This is a genomic window from Sphingomonas sp. Leaf62 (genome assembly GCF_001421915.1).
Taxonomy (GTDB): Bacteria; Pseudomonadota; Alphaproteobacteria; order Sphingomonadales; family Sphingomonadaceae; genus Sphingomonas.
Genome location: NZ_LMLN01000028.1, coordinates 531,021 through 549,769 on the forward strand (window position 1 = coordinate 531,021; position 18,749 = coordinate 549,769).

The 18,749-nt window shown below is 64.3% G+C and carries 14 protein-coding genes and 2 tRNA genes; 11 read left to right on the plus strand and 5 right to left on the minus strand.

All coding sequences use genetic code 11. From position 1 onward, the window contains the following. Positions 1–15: 15 nt before the first annotated feature. Positions 16–1,716, minus strand: a complete 1,701-nt coding sequence (locus ASE91_RS14035) for a M1 family metallopeptidase (protein ID WP_056627074.1) — start codon at positions 1,714–1,716, stop codon at positions 16–18. Between the two features lie 94 nt (positions 1,717–1,810). Here ASE91_RS14035 and lon point away from each other — a divergent pair, with 94 nt between their 5' ends. From lon to ASE91_RS14060, 5 genes are all read left to right on the plus strand, one after another. Beyond that, positions 1,811–4,294: an endopeptidase La gene (lon, locus tag ASE91_RS14040; protein WP_056627076.1), complete on the plus strand. Its 2,484-nt coding sequence runs from the start codon at positions 1,811–1,813 to the stop codon at positions 4,292–4,294. Between the two features lie 188 nt (positions 4,295–4,482). Further along, the gene (locus tag ASE91_RS14045) at positions 4,483–4,755 is read left to right on the plus strand and encodes an HU family DNA-binding protein (RefSeq protein ID WP_055756411.1); all 273 of its coding nucleotides are present in this window, start codon (positions 4,483–4,485) and stop codon (positions 4,753–4,755) included. Between the two features lie 51 nt (positions 4,756–4,806). Continuing rightward, positions 4,807–4,881: transfer RNA gene (locus ASE91_RS14050), tRNA-Val, on the plus strand. A 267-nt stretch (positions 4,882–5,148) separates the two neighbouring features. Then, a complete protein-coding gene (locus tag ASE91_RS14055; RefSeq protein ID WP_055994604.1) occupies positions 5,149–6,780 on the plus strand; it encodes a hypothetical protein in 1,632 nt (543 codons plus the stop codon). A 104-nt stretch (positions 6,781–6,884) separates the two neighbouring features. Beyond that, positions 6,885–9,701 (plus strand): TonB-dependent receptor domain-containing protein, encoded by a 2,817-nt coding sequence (locus ASE91_RS14060; RefSeq protein WP_056627078.1) that lies wholly within the window; start codon positions 6,885–6,887, stop codon positions 9,699–9,701. Positions 9,702–9,756: 55 nt separating this feature from the next. On the opposite strand, the gene ASE91_RS14065 is transcribed toward ASE91_RS14060, so the two are convergent. Continuing rightward, positions 9,757–10,434: a prolyl hydroxylase family protein gene (locus ASE91_RS14065; RefSeq protein WP_056627079.1), complete on the minus strand. Its 678-nt coding sequence runs from the start codon at positions 10,432–10,434 to the stop codon at positions 9,757–9,759. A gap of 81 nt (positions 10,435–10,515) precedes the next feature. Here ASE91_RS14065 and ASE91_RS14070 point away from each other — a divergent pair. Both ASE91_RS14070 and ASE91_RS14075 read left to right on the plus strand, forming a co-directional pair. Next, positions 10,516–10,592, plus strand: a tRNA-His gene (locus ASE91_RS14070). A gap of 26 nt (positions 10,593–10,618) precedes the next feature. After that, positions 10,619–11,668, plus strand: coding sequence for a Glu/Leu/Phe/Val family dehydrogenase (locus ASE91_RS14075; RefSeq protein ID WP_056627081.1), 1,050 nt, complete (start codon positions 10,619–10,621; stop codon positions 11,666–11,668). Positions 11,669–11,732: 64 nt separating this feature from the next. On the opposite strand, the gene ASE91_RS14080 is transcribed toward ASE91_RS14075, so the two are convergent. After that, positions 11,733–13,508 carry a cation:proton antiporter domain-containing protein gene (locus tag ASE91_RS14080; protein WP_056627083.1) on the minus strand — a complete coding sequence of 592 codons (1,776 nt, stop codon included), beginning with the start codon at positions 13,506–13,508 and terminating at the stop codon, positions 11,733–11,735. Between the two features lie 106 nt (positions 13,509–13,614). Continuing rightward, complete coding sequence (locus tag ASE91_RS14085) at positions 13,615–14,835, minus strand: NADP-dependent isocitrate dehydrogenase (RefSeq protein ID WP_055994589.1); 1,221 nt, start codon at positions 14,833–14,835, stop codon at positions 13,615–13,617. 121 nt (positions 14,836–14,956) lie between these two features. Here ASE91_RS14085 and ASE91_RS14090 point away from each other — a divergent pair, with 121 nt between their 5' ends. Together ASE91_RS14090 and ASE91_RS14095 are read left to right on the plus strand one after the other, a co-directional pair. Next, a complete protein-coding gene (locus tag ASE91_RS14090) occupies positions 14,957–15,688 on the plus strand; it encodes a phosphatidylserine decarboxylase (RefSeq protein WP_056627085.1) in 732 nt (243 codons plus the stop codon). Positions 15,689–15,690: 2 nt separating this feature from the next. Then, a complete protein-coding gene (locus tag ASE91_RS14095) occupies positions 15,691–16,458 on the plus strand; it encodes a CDP-alcohol phosphatidyltransferase family protein (protein ID WP_055994583.1) in 768 nt (255 codons plus the stop codon). On the opposite strand, the gene ASE91_RS14100 is transcribed toward ASE91_RS14095, so the two are convergent. Beyond that, positions 16,421–16,699 (minus strand): hypothetical protein, encoded by a 279-nt coding sequence (locus ASE91_RS14100; RefSeq protein ID WP_156357841.1) that lies wholly within the window; start codon positions 16,697–16,699, stop codon positions 16,421–16,423. The two genes, ASE91_RS14095 and ASE91_RS14100, sit on opposite strands and share 38 nt — an antisense overlap. A gap of 203 nt (positions 16,700–16,902) precedes the next feature. Between ASE91_RS14100 and rpsB the strand changes: the two genes are divergently transcribed. Both rpsB and tsf read left to right on the plus strand, forming a co-directional pair. After that, positions 16,903–17,685, plus strand: a complete 783-nt coding sequence (gene rpsB / locus ASE91_RS14105) for a 30S ribosomal protein S2 (protein ID WP_055994578.1) — start codon at positions 16,903–16,905, stop codon at positions 17,683–17,685. Positions 17,686–17,775: 90 nt separating this feature from the next. Then, positions 17,776–18,705 (plus strand): translation elongation factor Ts, encoded by a 930-nt coding sequence (gene tsf / locus ASE91_RS14110; protein ID WP_055994575.1) that lies wholly within the window; start codon positions 17,776–17,778, stop codon positions 18,703–18,705. The last annotated feature ends 44 nt before the right edge of the window (positions 18,706–18,749 follow it).

The window sequence follows — 18,749 nt, forward strand, 5'->3', positions numbered from 1 at the left end:
GTTTTCCAAGCTGTTTCATGGCGTTGCAACGTTTGGCGGCGCGATCGGTGCCTGCATCCGCTCGACCGCGATCGATCGGCGCAGCAGCCGCGCCATCGGATCGATCACGACATGTGCGTCGGCAGGCAAGACGAGGGTGCCGCTGCCATCGGCCATTGGCAGGGTTCGCACGACGCCATCGACCGCCACCTCGACCGGCAGGGGGAACGGGCCATCGCCCGGCACCTTCCACCGCAGCGTCAGACGATCGCCGTCACGGGTCTCGATCAGGTCGGGAAGGGTGCCCCGCCGCAGATAGGTGTCGAAGAACCAGCCGAGGTCGCGGCCGCTTTCCTGCGCCACGGCGATCTCGAAATCGCGGGTGGTCGCAAACCGCGGCTGGAAATTGCCGGGTTTCGGGTCGGGCCGCCCGTATACCAGCCGTCGGGTCGCAGCGAAAAAGGCCCGATCGCCGATCAGGTGGCGCAGCGCGTGGAGCATCCACGCGCCCTTGAAATAGACGTCGCTACCGGGACCGGCTTTGCCCTCCATCTCGCGCGCGGTGCGGGGAACGCCCGATACGACAGGCACCCTGGCGGCGATCCGGTCGCGCTGGACCAGCATCATGGCGGTGTAACGGGCATCGCCCTCTCGCCATTTCGCATAGAGGGGCTGCATGTAGGCGGCGAACGATTCGTGGAGCCAGAAATCGTCCCAGTCGGCCGCCGTCATCTGATTGCCGAACCATTCGTGACTGAATTCGTGCTGGAACAGCCAGTCGAAACCCTCCGGTGCCGGCTTGTAGCCATTGCCATAGGCGTTGATCGTCTGATGCTCCATGCCGAGATACGGCGTCTCGACCACGCCGACCTTCTGATCGGCGAACGGGTAGGGGCCTATAACCTGTTCGAAGAAATCGAGTGTCGGGGCGAATTCGTCGAACAGCTTCGCGGCCGGGGCATCCTTGCCCACCAGGTGCCAGAAATGGAGCGGGATGACGTTGCCATAACGGCTGCGATAGGTACCGCTGATTTCCCGGTACGGCCCGACGCTGATCGCCAGCGCATAGGGGTTCACCGATCCCGAATGCCAGTTCCACGTCGTGCGCCCGTCCGGTAGCCGGTCGATCCCGTGCAACACGCCATTGGCGGGCGCGGACAGGCCGGCGGGCACGGTGAAGTGCAAGTCTGCCGCGGCCGGCTCACCCGCCGGAAAATCGAGACAAGGCCACCACAGGTCGCAGCCGGTCAACTGAGCGGTGGTGCCGAACCATGGCTTGCTCTGCCATTCGCTCCATACGAAGCCGTCGTCCCATGGCGCTCGTTTGGCGACGCGGGGTTGGCCGGCATAGCGGATGTCGATTGCCGCTCGTTGTCCGGTGGACAGCGGACGATCGATGACGATCTGCCCGCCGCCCTGCCGCCACGCCGCCTTGGGCAGGGCGGTCCCGCCGATCGCTACTGCCGACACGGTCAACGCATCGTCGAGGTCGATGATAATTCGCGGCGTCGCCGCCCGTGCATCGAGCGTAAGGACGGCCCGCCCGGATAGCGCGCGCCGTGCCGGTAGCGCTTCGATCGCGAGGTCGACATGCGCCAGCCGCAACGCAGCACGTTCCGGTGCGACCTGCCCTCCAGATCGAAGCGTCATCGGATGCACCGGCGGGATCGGTGGCAGTTTTGGGGCCGGCGATAGCGCCGCCGCGCCGGCAAGCAGGAGCGTCAGGGAAAAAGCCACCGATCAGCTTCCCATCGACCGGAGATTGATGGGGCGGTAAGTACCACCATATAGGTAGGTGGGTCCGGCAGTTCGGCCGGGTCGTGGAGTGTCCATGTCCGAGATTACCAATTCCGTTTCGTCCGAGCCGCTGAAGCTGCCGGTGCTGCCGCTGCGCGATATCGTTGTCTTTCCGCATATGATCGTGCCGCTGTTCGTCGGGCGCGACAAGTCGGTCGCCGCGTTGGAAGCGGCGATGGCCGGATCGAAGGAAATCTTCCTCGTGGCGCAGCTCGACCCGGGTGAGGACGATCCGGCGCGCGAAGACCTGTACGATGTCGGTGTTTCGGCCGAAGTCATGCAGATGCTGAAGCTGCCCGACGGTACGGTACGGGTGCTGGTGTCGGGCAAGGCGCGCGCGACGCTGACCGAACTGGAAACGGTCGACAATTATCTGGTGGCGACCGTCGCTCCGGCCGAAGCGGGTGATACGACGCTGGAAGATGCCGATGCGGGCATGGACGAGCGCGTCACCGAAACCGTCGCCCAGCCGAGTGCCGAACTGAAGGCGCTGATGCGGTCGGTCGTCGACCAGTTCGAGAATTATGCCAAGCTCAACAAGAAGCTGCCCGCCGAAACCGCCGTGCAGCTGTCCGAGCTGGACGATGCCTCGCGCCTCGCCGATGCGGTCGCTGGCAACATCGCGGTCAAGGTCGCCGACAAGCAGGCGCTGCTGGTCGAGGCCGATCCGCAGAAGCGGCTGGAAATGGTGTTCGCCTTCATGGAAGGCGAGCTGGGCGTATTGCAGGTCGAAAAGAAAATCCGCAGCCGCGTGAAGCGGCAGATGGAGAAGACCCAGCGCGAATATTATCTGAACGAGCAGTTGAAGGCGATCCAGCGCGAACTCGGTAACGAGGGCGAGGATGGCGATGGCGACGAAATCGCCGAGCTGACCCAGAAGATCGCGACGCTGAAACTCAGCAAGGAAGCACGGACCAAGGCGACGTCGGAGCTGAAGAAGCTCAAGACGATGGCGCCGATGAGCGCCGAGGCGACCGTCGTACGCAATTACCTCGACGTGCTGCTGGGCCTGCCATGGGGCAAGAAGTCCAAGCTGAAGAAAGACATCGCGGTTGCGCAGACCGTCCTCGACGAGGATCATTACGCGCTGGAAAAGGTCAAGGACCGGATCGTCGAGTATCTGGCGGTGCAGGCGCGGACCAACAAGCTGAAGGGGCCGATCCTGTGCCTCGTCGGCCCGCCGGGCGTCGGCAAGACCAGCCTCGGCAAGTCGATCGCCAAGGCGACGGGGCGCGAATTCATTCGGCAGTCGCTGGGTGGCGTGCGCGACGAGGCCGAAATTCGCGGCCATCGCCGGACCTATATCGGCTCGCTGCCGGGCAAGATCGTCACCAACCTGCGCAAGGCCGGGGCATCGAACCCGCTGTTTCTGCTCGACGAGATCGACAAGCTGGGCCAGGATTTCCGCGGCGATCCGGCATCGGCGTTGCTCGAGGTGCTCGACCCCGAACAGAATGCGAAGTTCAACGACCACTATCTGGAGATCGACATCGATCTGTCGGACGTGATGTTCGTATGCACCGCCAACACGCTGAACCTGCCGCAGCCGTTGCTCGACCGGATGGAGATCATCCGGCTGGAGGGGTATACCGAGGACGAGAAGGTCGAGATCGCCGAACGGCATCTGGTCGCCAAGCAGGTCGATGCCCATGGCCTCAAAGCGGGCGAGTTCGAGCTGACGCAGGAAGGGCTTCGCGACCTGATCCGCTATTACACCCGCGAAGCGGGCGTGCGGACGCTGGAGCGCGAGATCGCGAAGTTGGCTCGCAAGGCCTTGCGCCGTATCCTTGAGGGCAAGGCAACGTCGGTCACCGTCACGCCGGAAAACCTGTCGGAATTTGCCGGCGTTCGTAAGTATCGCTTCGGTGTTGGCGAGGAAGAGCATCAGATCGGTGCGGTCACCGGTCTCGCCTGGACTGAAGTCGGCGGCGAGTTGCTGACGATCGAAAGCGTCACCGTGCCGGGCAAGGGGTCGGTCAAGACCACCGGCAAGCTCGGCGACGTGATGAAGGAATCGGTCGAGGCGGCGTGGAGCTACGTCAAGGCGCGCTCGCCGGGCTATGGCATCAAGCCGAGCCTGTTCCATCGCAAGGACGTGCATATCCATCTGCCCGAAGGTGCTGTTCCCAAGGACGGGCCGTCTGCCGGCATCGGGCTTGTCACCTCGATCGTGTCGACGCTGACCGGGGTGCCGGTACGACGCGAAGTGGCGATGACCGGCGAAGTGACGTTGCGCGGGCGCGTGTTGCCGATCGGGGGCTTGAAGGAAAAGCTGCTGGCGGCGATGCGCGGAGGCATTACTACCGTGCTGATTCCGATCGAGAATGAAAAGGATCTGGCGGAAATCCCGGCGAACGTCCGCAGCGGCTTGGAGATCATTCCGGTGTCGCATGTCGACGAAGTGCTGCGACTCGCCCTGACCGAACCACTGACCGCGATCGACTGGACCGAGGCCGACGATCTGGCCGCGCAGCCGCCGGTGCCAGTACCCGGTATCGCCGAATCGCGACCGCATTGATCGATGGCGGCGGGGCGGGTAACACCGGCCCGTCGGCGTCGCCCAACCGACGCTTGGCAGCGATATTACGCAATCCATTGGATTGCGCTGACTTTGCCAATTTGCTTTGACAGGTTTCGACGAAGCGGCCTTATTACCGCGTTCGAATCTGGCTATATTTTTTTCTGAGACGAAGGGGGTTCCACGGGATGAACAAGCAGGAGCTGATCGGGCAGGTTGCCGACCATTCGGGGCTTACCCGCGGCGATGCGATGAAGGCGGTCGAAGCGGTATTCGACGTCATCTCGGCGGCGCTCAAGAAGGGCGATGAAGTACGCCTCGTCGGATTCGGCACGTTTTCGGTTTCGAAGCGCAAGGCATCAACCGGCCGCAACCCGCGCACCGGTGAACCGATGACGATCAAGGCGTCCTCGCAGCCCAAGTTCAAGGCCGGCAAGGGCCTGAAGGATTCGGTGAATTAAGTTCTGGACACTATGGCCGGACCCCTTTAGGGAGCCGGCCTCCGGCTTTCCGGGCGCGTAGCTCAGCGGTAGAGCACACCCTTCACACGGGTGGGGTCACAGGTTCAATCCCTGTCGCGCCCACCAGATTAACGGCCGTCCTGCATGTCGAACCCCTGTCCAGAGGTTCGACATGCCGGGCGGCCGTTTCTGATTCGGGACGCTGCCGTCCCGATCCGGCGCACTGTCACAAAATCGAAACCGTACCGTCTTCGAACCTTCACCGGAATCGCATGGTGCCGTCATCCGCCGATCCTAACGGGCAAGCGTGGATCGGTCAGAGGGGGAGCCTTGGACGATCGCCGGGCCTCGCGCCCGCATAACGACAAACCAGGTTTCGGGAGTTCATCGGTGATGGCCAGCAGCAAGCGCTTCGGCTTTATTCTCATGGCGACGACGGCTTGTGCCGCGCTGGCCGGGTGCAGCGGAGCCGATGGCGTCGCCTCGCCGGGTGCCGGCAGCATCAACGTGACGGTTCCGGCACCGGCTCCCACGCCCACCCCAACCGCGTCGGCCACGCCGAGCGCGATCACCGCTGCGCAGTTCGCCGCGCAAACCACTGTCAACGGCATCACCGTGACGTCGGACGAACAGCTCGCGATCGTCAACGCCGGCACCAACAATAACGTCAACGGCGTCGGGTCGGTACTGAACGGCGTGTATCCGGTCGGCGCGACGTCGCTGACGACCGCAGCCGATCCGTCGACGATCAACAGTTTCTTCACCAGCACCAACTATGTCGGCGCGCTGAACGGTCCGACCGATACCGCGTTCCAGGGCTGGACCTGCAACTCGACCTCGGCCGAATTCGGTGGTTCGGGCGCGCGCTGCACCTCGGTGCCCTCGATCGGTACCTATGCCGCTGCGACCTCGGTCTGTCCGACCGGCACGACCGACGATGGCACGAACAGCTCGACCAGCCCGACGCTGCGCTATTGCCGCCTGCCGCAGAACATCACCACCGATCTGTCGCTGCCGAAGATCGCGGGCGTCGTGTATCGCCTGCGCGGCCAGACCGAAGTTGGTCGCGACGAAGGTAGTGTTGGTGCCAATGGGGTGACGCTGACGATCGCTGCCGGTGCGGTGATCGCGGCCGATTCGTCGGAAAACACCAACGACCTGTTGCTGGTGAACCGCGGTTCGAAGATTTCGGCGATCGGTACGCGCGACGCACCGATCATCTTCACCTCGCAGCAGAACCTCGCAAACAACGGCGTGTCGGACGCGTCGCAGGGTCAGTGGGGCGGTATCATCCTGCTCGGCCGTGCGCCGACCGCCGTCTGCGCCACCGGCACCGGCCCGAATACTGCCGACGGTTCGTCGACGACGTGTCAGCAGGCGATTGAAGGCGTGACCGGCCGCTTCTACGGCGGGCCGAATGCCGCCGACAATTCGGGCCAGATGTCCTATGTCCAGATCCGCTATTCGGGCATCGCGATCAGCGACGGCAACGAATTGCAGGGCCTGACGCTCGGCGGTACCGGCAGCGGCACCGTGCTGGATCATATCCAGAGCCACAACTCGGCCGATGACGGCATCGAAATCTTCGGCGGTACGACCAACCTGAAGTACATCGCCATTACCGGTGCCGATGATGACGGCTTCGACATCGATAACGGCTATCGCGGCTTCATGCAGTTCATGATCGCGGCGCAGCGCGTGCTCGGTGCGACCGCCGACTCGTTCTCGACCGAGATCGACTCGAACAACGGCGAAGACCTGCTGCCGCGTACCTATAGCACCTACGCCAACTTCACCTTCATCCAGACGGCACTCGCGCCGGCGGCGATCCGTCAGCGCGGCGGTTCGGACATGCGCTATGTCAACGGCGTGGTGAAGTCGGTCGGCAACGTCGCCTGCATCAACCTGATTGCTGGCGAAACCAGCGCGACGGACCGCTCGACGATCCGTGCGGCCGACACCACCAAGCAGGATGCCGGCCCGCCGGTCTTCTCGTCGGTCTACTTCGCCTGCCAGGGCCGTTGATCCGACCCGTCGCGTAACCCGCGATGACACGCCGATGCCGGGGCGGGCCGATACGCCCGTCCCGGCATTCGCTCTTTTACGAATTACAAGGTGGATCAACGGTCATGCAGCACCGCCGCACTTACGCAACACTCCTCCTCCTGACCTCGCAGCTGGTTGCGCCGGCCGTGCTGGCACAGTCGACGACGCCGGCCGCCCCGGCGACCACGACGCCGCCGGTCGTCCAGACCGGCACCGAACCCGATACCGCGGCATCCGCGCCGCACGACGGCACGACGACCGACGCTCCGGCCGAAGTCTCGTCACCCGGCTTCGACGAAGCTGCCGGCGAGGAAATCGTCGTCGTCGGCCGCAATATTCCGAACGTCGTGCGCGCCACGCCGCAAATCGTGTCGGTGCTGTCGGAAGCGGACATCGCCCGGACCGGCGACGGCGACATCGCCGGCGCACTGACCCGCGTGACCGGGCTGTCGGTTGTCGGTGGTGGTTTCGTCTATGTCCGTGGTCTCGGTGATCGCTATTCGTCGTCGCTGCTCAACGGTTCGCCGTTGCCCAGCCCCGAACCGCTGCGCCGGTCGGTCCCGCTCGACATCTTCCCGACGTCGATCGTCGGGTCGGCGCTGGTGCAGAAGACTTATTCGGTCAATTTCCCCGGTGAATTCGGCGGCGGTGTCATCAACCTGACGTCGAAGGCGATCCCGAAGAAGAACTTCCTGACGATCGGCGGATCGGTCGCGGCCGATACGGTCACCACCAGCGAGCTCGGCTATGTCTATGCCGGCGGCAAGAGCGACTGGATCGGCTATGACGACGGGACGCGCGGCGTGCCGTCGTTCATCCGCAATGCCGACAAGGGATCGGGTCTGATCCCCGTCGGGCAGGTCGCACAGCTCGACAACGCCCGCACCTCGCTGTTGCAGGTCAACAACCAGCTGCCGGCAAACCTGTCGGGCGAGATTGCCGGCGGTTCGGTGTTCGATGTCGGCAGCGATCGTCTGGGCGTCATCGCCTCGCTCGGCCTGTCGAATACGTTCCGGACGCGTGACGCAACCCAGCAAGACAGCGTCAGCGAAAATGGCACGGTCCGCAATGACTTCCATACCGTGCTGACCGACAACCGGATCGTCGCCAACGGGCTGGTCGGGTTGGGCTATGAGTTCAACGACAATACGCTGCGCTGGACCAACGTCTACATCCACGACACGCTGAAGCAGGGTCGTCTGGCGGCGTCGGACAATTACAACAACTTCAGCGGCTTGCGCGTTCAACAGAACACCAACTGGTTCGAACGCCAGCTGATCGAGAGCCAGCTGGTCGGCGAATTCAAGCTGACCGACGCGCTAAAGTTCGACGCCCGCGGTGCCTTTGCCAATTCGAAGCGTAATGCGCCGTACGAACGCCAGTTCGACTATCTCTGCTCGAACCGCACCACCAACGGCTATCCGATCACGGTGACCGATGCCCCGGTGTCGCGCGGGTTCAACTGCAACGGCGCCTATCAGGTGACACAGCGCTTCTCGCCGTTTGCCAGCGTCGTGTTCAGCGAACTGAACGAAGACCTGTACACGGGACAGGCGGACCTTGCGTACAAGCTGCCGACCGATCGTCCGATGACCGTATCGACCGGCTATTTCTATTCGAACACCGACCGTTCGTCGCGCCGGTTGCAGTTCAACTATCAGACCAGCGACGGTGCCGGCACCGCCCCCGGTTTCCCGAACAATCTGTTGCGACCCGACTATCTGCTGTCGCCCGATTCGCTGTTCAACGCCTGTCCGCAGCGCGGTGCTGGTGCCTGCACGATCGAGCTGCAGTTCAATACCCAGGCCGGTGCCTATGCCTATGACGCCAGTCTCGAAATCCATGCCGGCTATGTACAGGCCGAGGCGGAAGTGTCGGACGGGCTGCGCGCCGTGGCCGGTGTCCGGTACGAAACGGCGAACGAGCGGGTCACGCCGATCAATCTGACGCCGACGATCCTGAAGAATGCCTATTGGTTGCCGGCGGGCACGCTGACGTGGAACTTCGCGTCGGACATGCAGCTTCGCCTCAGTGGCGCGAAGACGATCTCGCGTCCGCAGTTCCGCGAATTGGCCCCGCAGCAGTTCCGCGATCCAGACTCGGATCGCCTGTTCTTCGGTAACCCGAACCTGCGCGATTCCAAGCTCTGGAACCTCGAGGGTCGCTACGAATGGTTCTTCGGTCGCGATCAACGCATTACCGCTGCAGGCTTCTACAAGCGTATCGACAACCCGATCGAACAGGCGGGCTTCTATCCCAGCCCCGACGCGACGTTGCAGACCGGCTTCACCTATCTGCCCAAGGCGACGCTCTATGGTGCCGAGGTCGAGGCGCTGAAATACGTGCCGCTGAGCGGTCTCGGAAATGTCTTTGCGACCCGCCGCCTGCTGCTGCTGGCGAACTATACCTACACCCAGTCGCAGATTACGGCGGACGGCACCTGCGTGCCCAACCCGGCGGCGGCGCTGGGATCGCCCGGTATCGGCGGCTGTCAGGCCGGCTTCGGTCGGGCGAACGCGCTGTTCCGCGACGGCGCGCCGCTGACCGGCCAGTCGGACCATCTGGTCAACGTCCAGCTGGGGGTCGAAGATGCGGCGGCTCTGTCGCAGCTGACCTTGCTGTTCAACTATGCCAGCGACCGCGTGACCAATCGCGGTCCGTCGAACCTGTCAGGCAGCGGGTTCCAGCCCGATATCGTCGAGCGTCCGGGCATCCGCCTCGACCTCGTCGCACGGCAGGGCATCGAAGTCGCCGGCGCGCAGCTGGAAGTGAAGGCAGAGGCCCGCAACCTGACCGGTACGCGCTTCTCCGAAGGTCAGGATTTCGGCGGAAATCAGGTCTATATCAACCGCTACAATCTCGGCCGGATGTTCTCACTGGGAATCACCGCCCAGTTCTGATCCCGTTCGGAACGGATCGACGGGCCGTCGGCAGCGATGCCGGCGGCCCGTTCGCCTATCCCCACCGGTGCTCGCGAAACCATTTCGTCAGCACATATTTGCTACCGTCGCGGACCTTCATCCCGTGATGCAACGTCGCCGGATTGGGGCTGCCATCGGCGCGCAGGTTGTTCCACGCCAGCAATTTGCCGGTTTCCGGCTGGACGATCTTGTCGATCGCCTTGAACCGCGTCGCGCCGCCCGCGTCGGGTTTGTTCAGGTACAGCATCACCGTCCAGGTCCGGTTGCCGGCAACCGAGCAATATCGCGCGAAGTCGCCGCCGTGCGGGTCGAAATAGTCGGTATGCGCCTTGAACTCCTGTCCGACGGCATAGCGCTGCCCCTGCAACGGCTCGCCATGCGCGGGGTCGAGGCCACAAAAGTCTAGGATCAGCGTCTCGGCCGCCGCCACGACCGGATCGGTCGAATCGAGGTCGCAGGTTTCGCTGGTGCGGAAGGTCGGGTCACCATTCGCGTCGGCGATCGTCGACGGGCGGCGTTTGGCGTCGATCCGCTCGATCAACGCCTCGCACAGCTCGGCCGGGATCAGCGCGCGCCGGATGAACAGCGACAGCCTGGCGCTGGGCACGCGCTGCACGCCCGGGCGGGTCATGATATGCGCCACGACCGGTTCGCTCGGAAAGCCGGAGCCGAAATTCGGGCGGGCGGGGGCAGGGGCTGGGACCGTTTCCATGGTCTTTTTCCTGCCAGAAGGATTGTCGGCACGCCACTGCTTGACCGATGCCTGCGGCCCGGCTAATCGCGCCCTTCCACGGCGACCGTAGTTCAATTGGTTAGAGCGCCGGCTTGTGATGCCGGAAGTTGCGGGTTCAAGTCCCGTCGGTCGCCCCATCCCTTACAGCGCTGGAGCCGCCACCGTGCAGACCGATTGGGGCTATCCCGACTTCGACGATCACGAAGGCATCCACCTGTTCTCGGATCACCGGACCGGCTTGCGCTGCGTCATCGCGGTCCATTCGACCACGCTCGGACCGGCGGCGGGCGGTGTCCGCTTCTGGCGGTACGCCAGCAGCGACGCGGCCGTGACGGACGCGCTGCGCCTGTCGCGCGGCATGAGCTTCAAGAATGCGATGGCCGGCCTGCCGATGGGCGGTGGCAAGGGCGTGGTATTGGCGCCCGAGGGCGGGGCCAAGACCCCCGAATTGCTCGGCGCGTTCGGTCGAGCGGTCGAATCGCTCGGCGGTCGCTATGTGACGGCCGAGGATGTCGGCATGTCCGAAGCCGACATGATCACTATTTCCAGCGCCACCAGATATGTTTCGGGCCTGCCGGTCGCGGCGGGCAATGCCGGCGGCGATCCCGGCCCGTTCACCGCGATGGGCGTCTATCTCGGCGTGCGTGCAGCGGCGAAGCGGGCGCTCGGTACCGACGACATGCGCGGCGTGCGCGTGGCGGTGCAGGGCGTCGGCTCGGTCGGTGGTGGCCTTGCCCGGCTGCTCGCGAAGGACGGCGCGGTGCTGACGCTGGCCGACGTCAACGAGGCGCGGGCGGAAGCGCTGGCCAGCGAACTGGGGGCCACGACCGCCGATCCGGCATCGGTACTGACGCTGGACGCCGACATTGTCAGCCCGAACGCGCTCGGCGCGGTGCTGGATGAGGCCACGATCGCGGCGTTGCGGTGTAAGGCCGTGGCCGGCGGCGCGAACAACCAGCTGGCGACGGCAGGGGACGGCAAGCGCCTGCAGGAGCGTGGCATCCTTTATGCCCCGGACTATGTCATCAACGCCGGTGGCATCATCAACGTCGCGCTCGAATATCTGGGGCAGGGCGACCGTGCCGAGGTCGAAAGCCGTATCGCGCGCATTCCCGACCGGCTGGTCGAAGTGTGGGACGAAAGCGACGCGAGCGGACTGCCGCATTCGGACGTCGCCGATGCGATCGCCCGCCGATTGATCGGTCGCGGCTAGGCAGCGACGAACAGCGCCGCCCCGGATCGATGCCGGCGGCGGCGCTCTTTGCACGGACAGGACGTCAGGTCGGATCGTCGACCCGCCGCAGCCGCCGGATGCGCGGCTCGCGCTCGATGCTTGCCTGTTCGCGGATCATCTGGCGCAACTCGTCGCGCTTTTCGTGGATCGAGGCGATGACCGGTCCCATCGCGACGCCGAGATCGACGAGCACCGCTTCGGATAATTGCAGCGAGCTTTCGAGCGTTTCGGGCACGGCATCGCTCACCCCGGCGGCGTAGAGTTCGGCGGCATGCGCGGCGTCGCGGGCGCGGGCGAGGATCGTGAGGTTCGGCACCCACCCTCGCACGCGCCGCGTCAACCGTACGGTCAACACCGGATCATCCATCGTCAGTACCAGTGCGGTGGCCCGGCCCAGATCGAGCCGATCGACCAGCTCCGACCGCGCGACGTCACCGAACAGGATCGGGTGCCCCTCGGCTCGCGCCAGCGCGACATTGTCGATGTCCGAGTCAACGGCGATATAACGCTTGCCGTGGGTCTTGAGCATTTCCGCGACCAGACGACCGACCCGGCCAAACCCGATGATCACCACGCCCGATCCGGTCGGGTCGACCGGTGGCGATTCCTCGTTGCCGGTCCGGCGTTCGATCCGCCGCGATGCCCGCTTGCCGAGCATTGCCAGCAGCGGCGTGATGGTAAGGCCGATCGCGGTGACCGTCTGCCAGAAGGCGGCGGTCGATGCCTGGATCAACTGCGCCTGCGTCGCCGCCGCCAGCACGATCAACGTTGTTTCGGACGGGCTGGCCATCAACAGCCCGGTTTCGGTCGCGGTGCCGGGGCGCACGCCGTTCAGCCACAACAATATACTGGTGACCAGTGCCTTCACCACCACCACCCCGGCGATCGCACCGAGCAATTCGGGCCAATTCTCGACGATCGTCGCGATGTCGAGGCTCATGCCGATGGTGATCAGGAACACGCCGAGCGCCAGCCCCTTGAACGGCGCGGTGATGACCTCGACCTCGCTATGATATTCGGTCTCGGCGATCAGTAGCCCGGCGAGCAGCGCGCCGACGATCGGCGACAGGCCTGCGGCGGTGGTGACCAGACTGGCGACGATGACCACCAGCAGGCTGGCCGACAGGAACAATTCGGGACTTTTGGTCCGCGCTGCCTGTGCGAACAGCTTCGGCAGGATGAACCTTCCAGCCAGATACAGCGCCGCGACGCTGACCCCGCCCCATAGCGCCGTGTTGGCAAGGCCGACCCAACCCTCATCGGTTGCGGTCGGTGCCAATGCGCCCAATGCGAAGATGATCGGCACCAGCGCCAGATCCTCGAACAGCAACATCGCGAAGGCGGTGCGCCCAACCGGCCCGGTGGTGCCTGCCATCGGCAGCACCAGCGCGGTTGAGGAAAGGGCAAGGGCAAGGCCAAGGCCGATCGCACCGGTGCTCGCCTGCCCCATGACCATCAGCGCAAGGCCGATCAGCAGACCCGATCCCAGCAGCTCGGCGGCACCCAGCCCGAACACCTGCCGCCGCATCGCCCAAAGCCGTTTGAACGACAGTTCAAGACCGATCGAGAACAGCAGCAGGATGATGCCGAATTCGGCAAACGGCTCGATCGAATGCCGGTCGGTAATCGTGATGTGATAGAGCCACGGCACCCGATCGACCAATGCGCCCAGCCCGAACGGACCGACAAGAACGCCGACCAGGATGAACCCGATCACCGGGTTGACGCGAAACCGCGCAAAGGCAGGAATGACGAGGCCGGCGGCCCCCAGAATGACCAGCGAATCGCTGAACGGCGTGGAATCAATCGGCAACGGCATGGGCGCATTGTTGCGGATGCGACACGGTGGCGGCAACCGCTAACGCACGAACGGCGCCCATCCGATGGGATGGACGCCGCTCATTCGGCAGTCAGGTCGGCGTGGATCAGCCCTGCGAACCCATCGCCGATTCAAGGTTGACGCGAACCTGTTCGAAGAACTGTTCGGTGGTCATCCATGGCTGGTTCGGGCCGATCAGGATTGCGAGATCCTTGGTCATGTGGCCCGCCTCGACGGTCTCGATGCAGACGCGCTCCAGCGTTTCGGCGAACTTGGTGACTTCGGGCGTATCGTCGAACTTGCCGCGATACTTCAGACCACCGGTCCACGCGAAGATCGACGCGATCGGGTTGGTCGAGGTCGCCTTGCCCTGCTGATGCTGGCGATAGTGACGCGTAACGGTGCCATGCGCCGCTTCTGCCTCGATTGTCTTGCCGTCCGGCGACATCAGGACCGAGGTCATGAGACCCAGCGAACCGAAGCCCTGCGCAACCTGATCCGACTGCACGTCGCCGTCATAGTTCTTGCAGGCCCAGACGAACTCGCCGTGCCACTTGAGCGCCGAGGCGACCATGTCGTCGATCAGACGATGCTGATATTCGATGCCGGCGGTCTGGAACTTGTCCTTGAACTCTGCCGCGAACACCTCTTCGAAGATATCCTTGAAGCGGCCGTCATACGCCTTGAGGATCGTGTTCTTGGTGGACAGATACACCGGCCAGCCGCGGCCAAGGCCATAGTTCATCGACGCGCGCGCGAAATCACGGATCGATTCGTCGAGATTGTACATGCCCATGGCGACGCCGGCGGCCGGGAAGTCGAACACTTCCTCCTCGATCACCTGACCATCGGTGCCTTCCCACTTCATGGTCAGCTTGCCGGCACCGGGAACCTTGAAATCGGTCGCCTTATACTGGTCGCCGAACGCGTGACGGCCGACGACGATCGGCTTCGTCCAGCCGGGGATCAGGCGCGGAACGTTCGAAATCACGATCGGTTCGCGGAAGACCACGCCGCCGAGGATATTGCGGATCGTGCCGTTGGGCGAACGCCACATCTTCTTCAGGCCGAATTCCTCGACGCGCTGTTCGTCGGGGGTGATGGTGGCGCACTTCACGCCCACGCCGTACTTCTGGATCGCCTTGGCGCTGTCGACGGTGATCTTGTCGTCAGTCTCGTCACGCTTTTCGATGCCGAGATCGTAATAGTCGAGGTCGATTTCGAGGTAGGGCTGGATCAGCCGCTCGCGAATCCATGCCCAGATGATGCGGGTCATTTCGTCGCCGTCGATTTCCACGACCGGGGTTTTGACCTTGATCTTCGCCATGCGCCTGCTCTCGATGTCTGTTGCGATTGCCGCGGCCTTACGGGGTCGGTTGGCAAGGATCAACCGGGTCGGGAATGCGCGGCGGTTGTCAGCACGGCCCGCCTTGGGTACACCACGCTTCATGGCATCGCTCGAAAAGCCCGCGGTCGGCACCACGACCGTCAAGTGGCGCTGGCCCTCGGTTCATCCCGAAGGGCGCAAATACGTCCTCATCGCCGCCGCCGTCACCGCTTTCTTCGCTTTCATGGCGTGGGAGACGCTGGCCTGGCCGATGGCGCTGGTCACCTTGTGGGTCGCGGCCTTTTTCCGCGATCCGATCCGCACCACGCCGCAGGGCGAGGGGCTGATCGTCGCGCCGGCCGACGGGCTGGTGACGATGATCGAGCGCGTCGAACTGCCGCCGGAATTGCGCGGGCCGAACGGTCTCGGCGATCAGCCGCTGGTGCGCGTATCGATCTTCATGTCGGTGTTCGACGTCCATATCAACCGCACCCCGATCGCCGGAACGATCCGGCAGGTGGTCTATATTTCGGGCAAGTTCCTCAACGCCGATCTCGACAAGGCGAGCGACGAGAATGAACGCCAGCATGTCGTGGTCGAGAGCCTCGACGGCCAGCGGGTGGGCTTCACCCAGATCGCGGGACTCGTCGCGCGGCGGATCGTCGGTTTCGTGAAATCGGGCGACTTCGTTGCCGCCGGGCAGCGGGTCGGACTGATCCGATTCGGCAGCCGGGTCGACGTGTTCCTGCCTGAAGGGATCGCGCCGCAGGTCGTCCTCGGCCAGCGCAGCGTCGCCGGGGAGACGGTCCTTGGTCGACCGGGCCTGCCCGCGCCCTTCGGGATTGCGCAGTAACGATGCGGCGCCCCCTGCCAGTCCGCGGTATTCCGCTGCGCGCCCTCGCTCCGAACGCGGTCACCGCGCTCGCTTTATGTTCCGGCCTGACCGGCATCCGGTTCGCCATCGGTGGCGAATGGGAACGCGCCGTGCTGATGGTGCTGCTGGCCGGCGTACTCGACGGCATCGACGGCCGGGTCGCGCGCATGTTGCGCGGCGAGAGCCGGTTCGGAGCGGAACTGGATTCGCTGTCGGATGCGATCTCGTTCGGCGTATCGCCGGCGCTGATCATGTATCTATGGGCGTTGCTCAACGAACCGCGCGTCGGCTGGATCGTATCGTTGATCTATGCGGTGTTCACCGCGCTGCGGCTTGCCAGGTTCAATGCACGGATCGACGTTGCCGAACAGCCGCATAAATCGGCGGGTTTCCTGACCGGCATTCCGGCGCCGGCCGGCGCGGGCCTTGCGATGTTGCCGCTCTATGCCTGGATCTGGAGCGGTGAGGCGATCTTTCGCTCGCCATGGATCGTGGCGCCATGGGTGGCATTCGTCGCGTTTCTAATGGTGTCGAGCCTCGCGACGTTCAGCTGGTCGTCGCTTAAGCTTCGCCGCCACATCCGCTTTGAAGCGATCGTCGGACTGGTCGTGGTGGCCGCGGCACTGGTATCCGCCCCGTGGCAGACGCTGACGGTGGTATGCGTCGCCTATCTGGCGACGCTACCGTTCAGCATCCGCAGCTATGGCCGGATCAGGCGGCAGCGCGAAGCGGCTGCGGCGCGACCGTAACAGCGCGCTGCCGGATAACGCCGCGTCGCGACGTCAGGCGAACCGGCGGCAGCGGATCGATCGACCATTCCGGACCCCGGCGCAGCAGGCGCAGGATGCGATCGCTCGCCGGCAGGATGGTGGCGACGATCGTTCCCATGGCGATCAGGAACGCGGCGGCGAACAAGGCGTAAGCAAACAGGGCCATCTCAAAACTCCCCGGAACAGATGCGATTCCAAAAAACCGCAATTTGTCGAACATCTCGGCCGGATCACGGTTCCATGATCCGCTTCTGGACCTGTAATGTTCTCATATCGTTCCAGCGTCAAGACTTGATCGTCGGTACGTCCTGCGCTAAGGGCGCCGGTCTCAACCCCACATGGGAAGCGCACATACCGGTGCCCGAGCCTTTGGCTCGATAAGGGTTCCTGCTTCCCAGAGGATCAACCGGAAGGAATTATCCTATGGCGGCACCCGTCGTCACCATGCAGGCGCTGCTCGAATCGGGCGCGCACTTCGGCCACCAGACCCACCGCTGGAACCCGAAGATGAAGCCGTACATCTTTGGCGATCGTAACGGCGTCCACATCCTCGACCTGTCGCAGACCGTGCCGCTGTTCGCGCGCGCGCTCGAATTCGTGTCTTCGACCGTCGCGTCGGGCGGCAAGGTCCTGTTCGTCGGCACCAAGCGTCAGGCGCAGGAGCCGATCGCCGAAGCCGCTCGCAAGTCGGGCCAGCATTTTGTCAACCATCGCTGGCTGGGCGGCATGCTCACCAACTGGAAGACGATCAGCAACTCGATCAAGCGTCTCAAGGCGCTCGAAGAGCAGCTGTCGGGCGACACGCACGGCCTGACCAAGAAGGAAGTGCTGAACCTGACCCGCGAGAAGGACAAGCTCGAGTTGTCGCTCGGCGGTATCCGCGATCTGGGCGGCATTCCCGACATCATGTTCGTGATTGATGCGAACAAGGAAGAACTGGCGATCAAGGAAGCCAACACGCTGGGTATCCCGGTCGTCGCGATCCTCGATTCGAACGTCTCGCCGGACGGCATCGCTTTCCCGGTGCCGGCGAACGACGACGCCAGCCGCGCGATCCGTCTGTACTGCGAAGCGATCGCGATCGCCGCGACTCGTGGCGGTCAGCAAGCGATGGCGCATTCGGGCCGCGATCTCGGCGCGATGGACGAGCCGCCGGCGGAAGAGGCGCTGAGCGTCGAGCAGTCGGAAGCTCCGGTCGAAGCGTAAGCTGTCACGGAACTGACGTGCGGGCGGGGCAGGGCGAAACACGCGCTGCCTCGCCCGCAAGCATATCGAACACCAAACAGGAGCCAGATCATGGCAGAAGTTACCGCCGCCGCCGTCAAGGAACTGCGTGAGCGCTCGGGCGCCGGCATGATGGATTGCAAGAAGGCGCTGACCGAAAACAACGGTGAGATGGAAGCCGCCGTCGATTGGCTGCGGACGAAGGGCCTAGCCGCCGTCGCCAAGAAGTCGAGCCGCACCGCCGCCGAAGGTCTGGTCGGCGTTGCCGTTGCCGGGACCAAGGGCGTTGCCATCGAGGTCAACAGCCAGACCGACTTCGTTGCGAAAAACGACCAGTTCCAGGGCTTCGTTCGTGACGTCGTCGCCATCGCGCTGGAAAAGGGGGACGATGTCGACGCGCTGAAGGGCCAGACGATGCCGAACGGCGGCACCGTCGAGGACGCGCTGGTCGCCAACATCTCGACCATTGGCGAGAACCAGGTGCTGCGTCGCGCGAAGGCCGTCGAAGTTACCAAGGGCGCGGTGATCCCGTACGTCCATAACGCCGCCGCACCGGGCCTCGGCAAGATCGGCGTGCTCGTCGCACTCGAATCGGACGCCGGTGTCGACGTGCTCGAGCCGCTCGGCAAGCAGATCGCGATGCACATCGCCGCCGCTTTCCCGCTGGCGCTCGACGAGAGCGGTCTGGACCAGGACATTCTCGAGCGTGAGCGTCAGATCGCGACCGAGAAGGCTGCCGATTCGGGCAAGCCGGCCGACATCATCGCCAAGATGGTCGAAGGTTCGGTGAAGAAGTTCGCCAAGGAAAACGCGCTGCTGAGCCAGCCGATCGTCATGGACGGCAAGACGCCGGTCGCCGACGTCGTCGCCAAGGCAGCGAAGGATGCCGGCACCGCGATCGTGCTGAAGGACTATGTCCGCTTCCAGCTCGGCGAAGGCATCGAGAAGGAAGAGAGCGACTTCGCCGCCGAAGTCGCCGCGACGGCAGGCCTCGCCCGCTAAATTCGCGCTTCCGTTTCACGGCCTTGCGGGCCGCGAGGATAGAC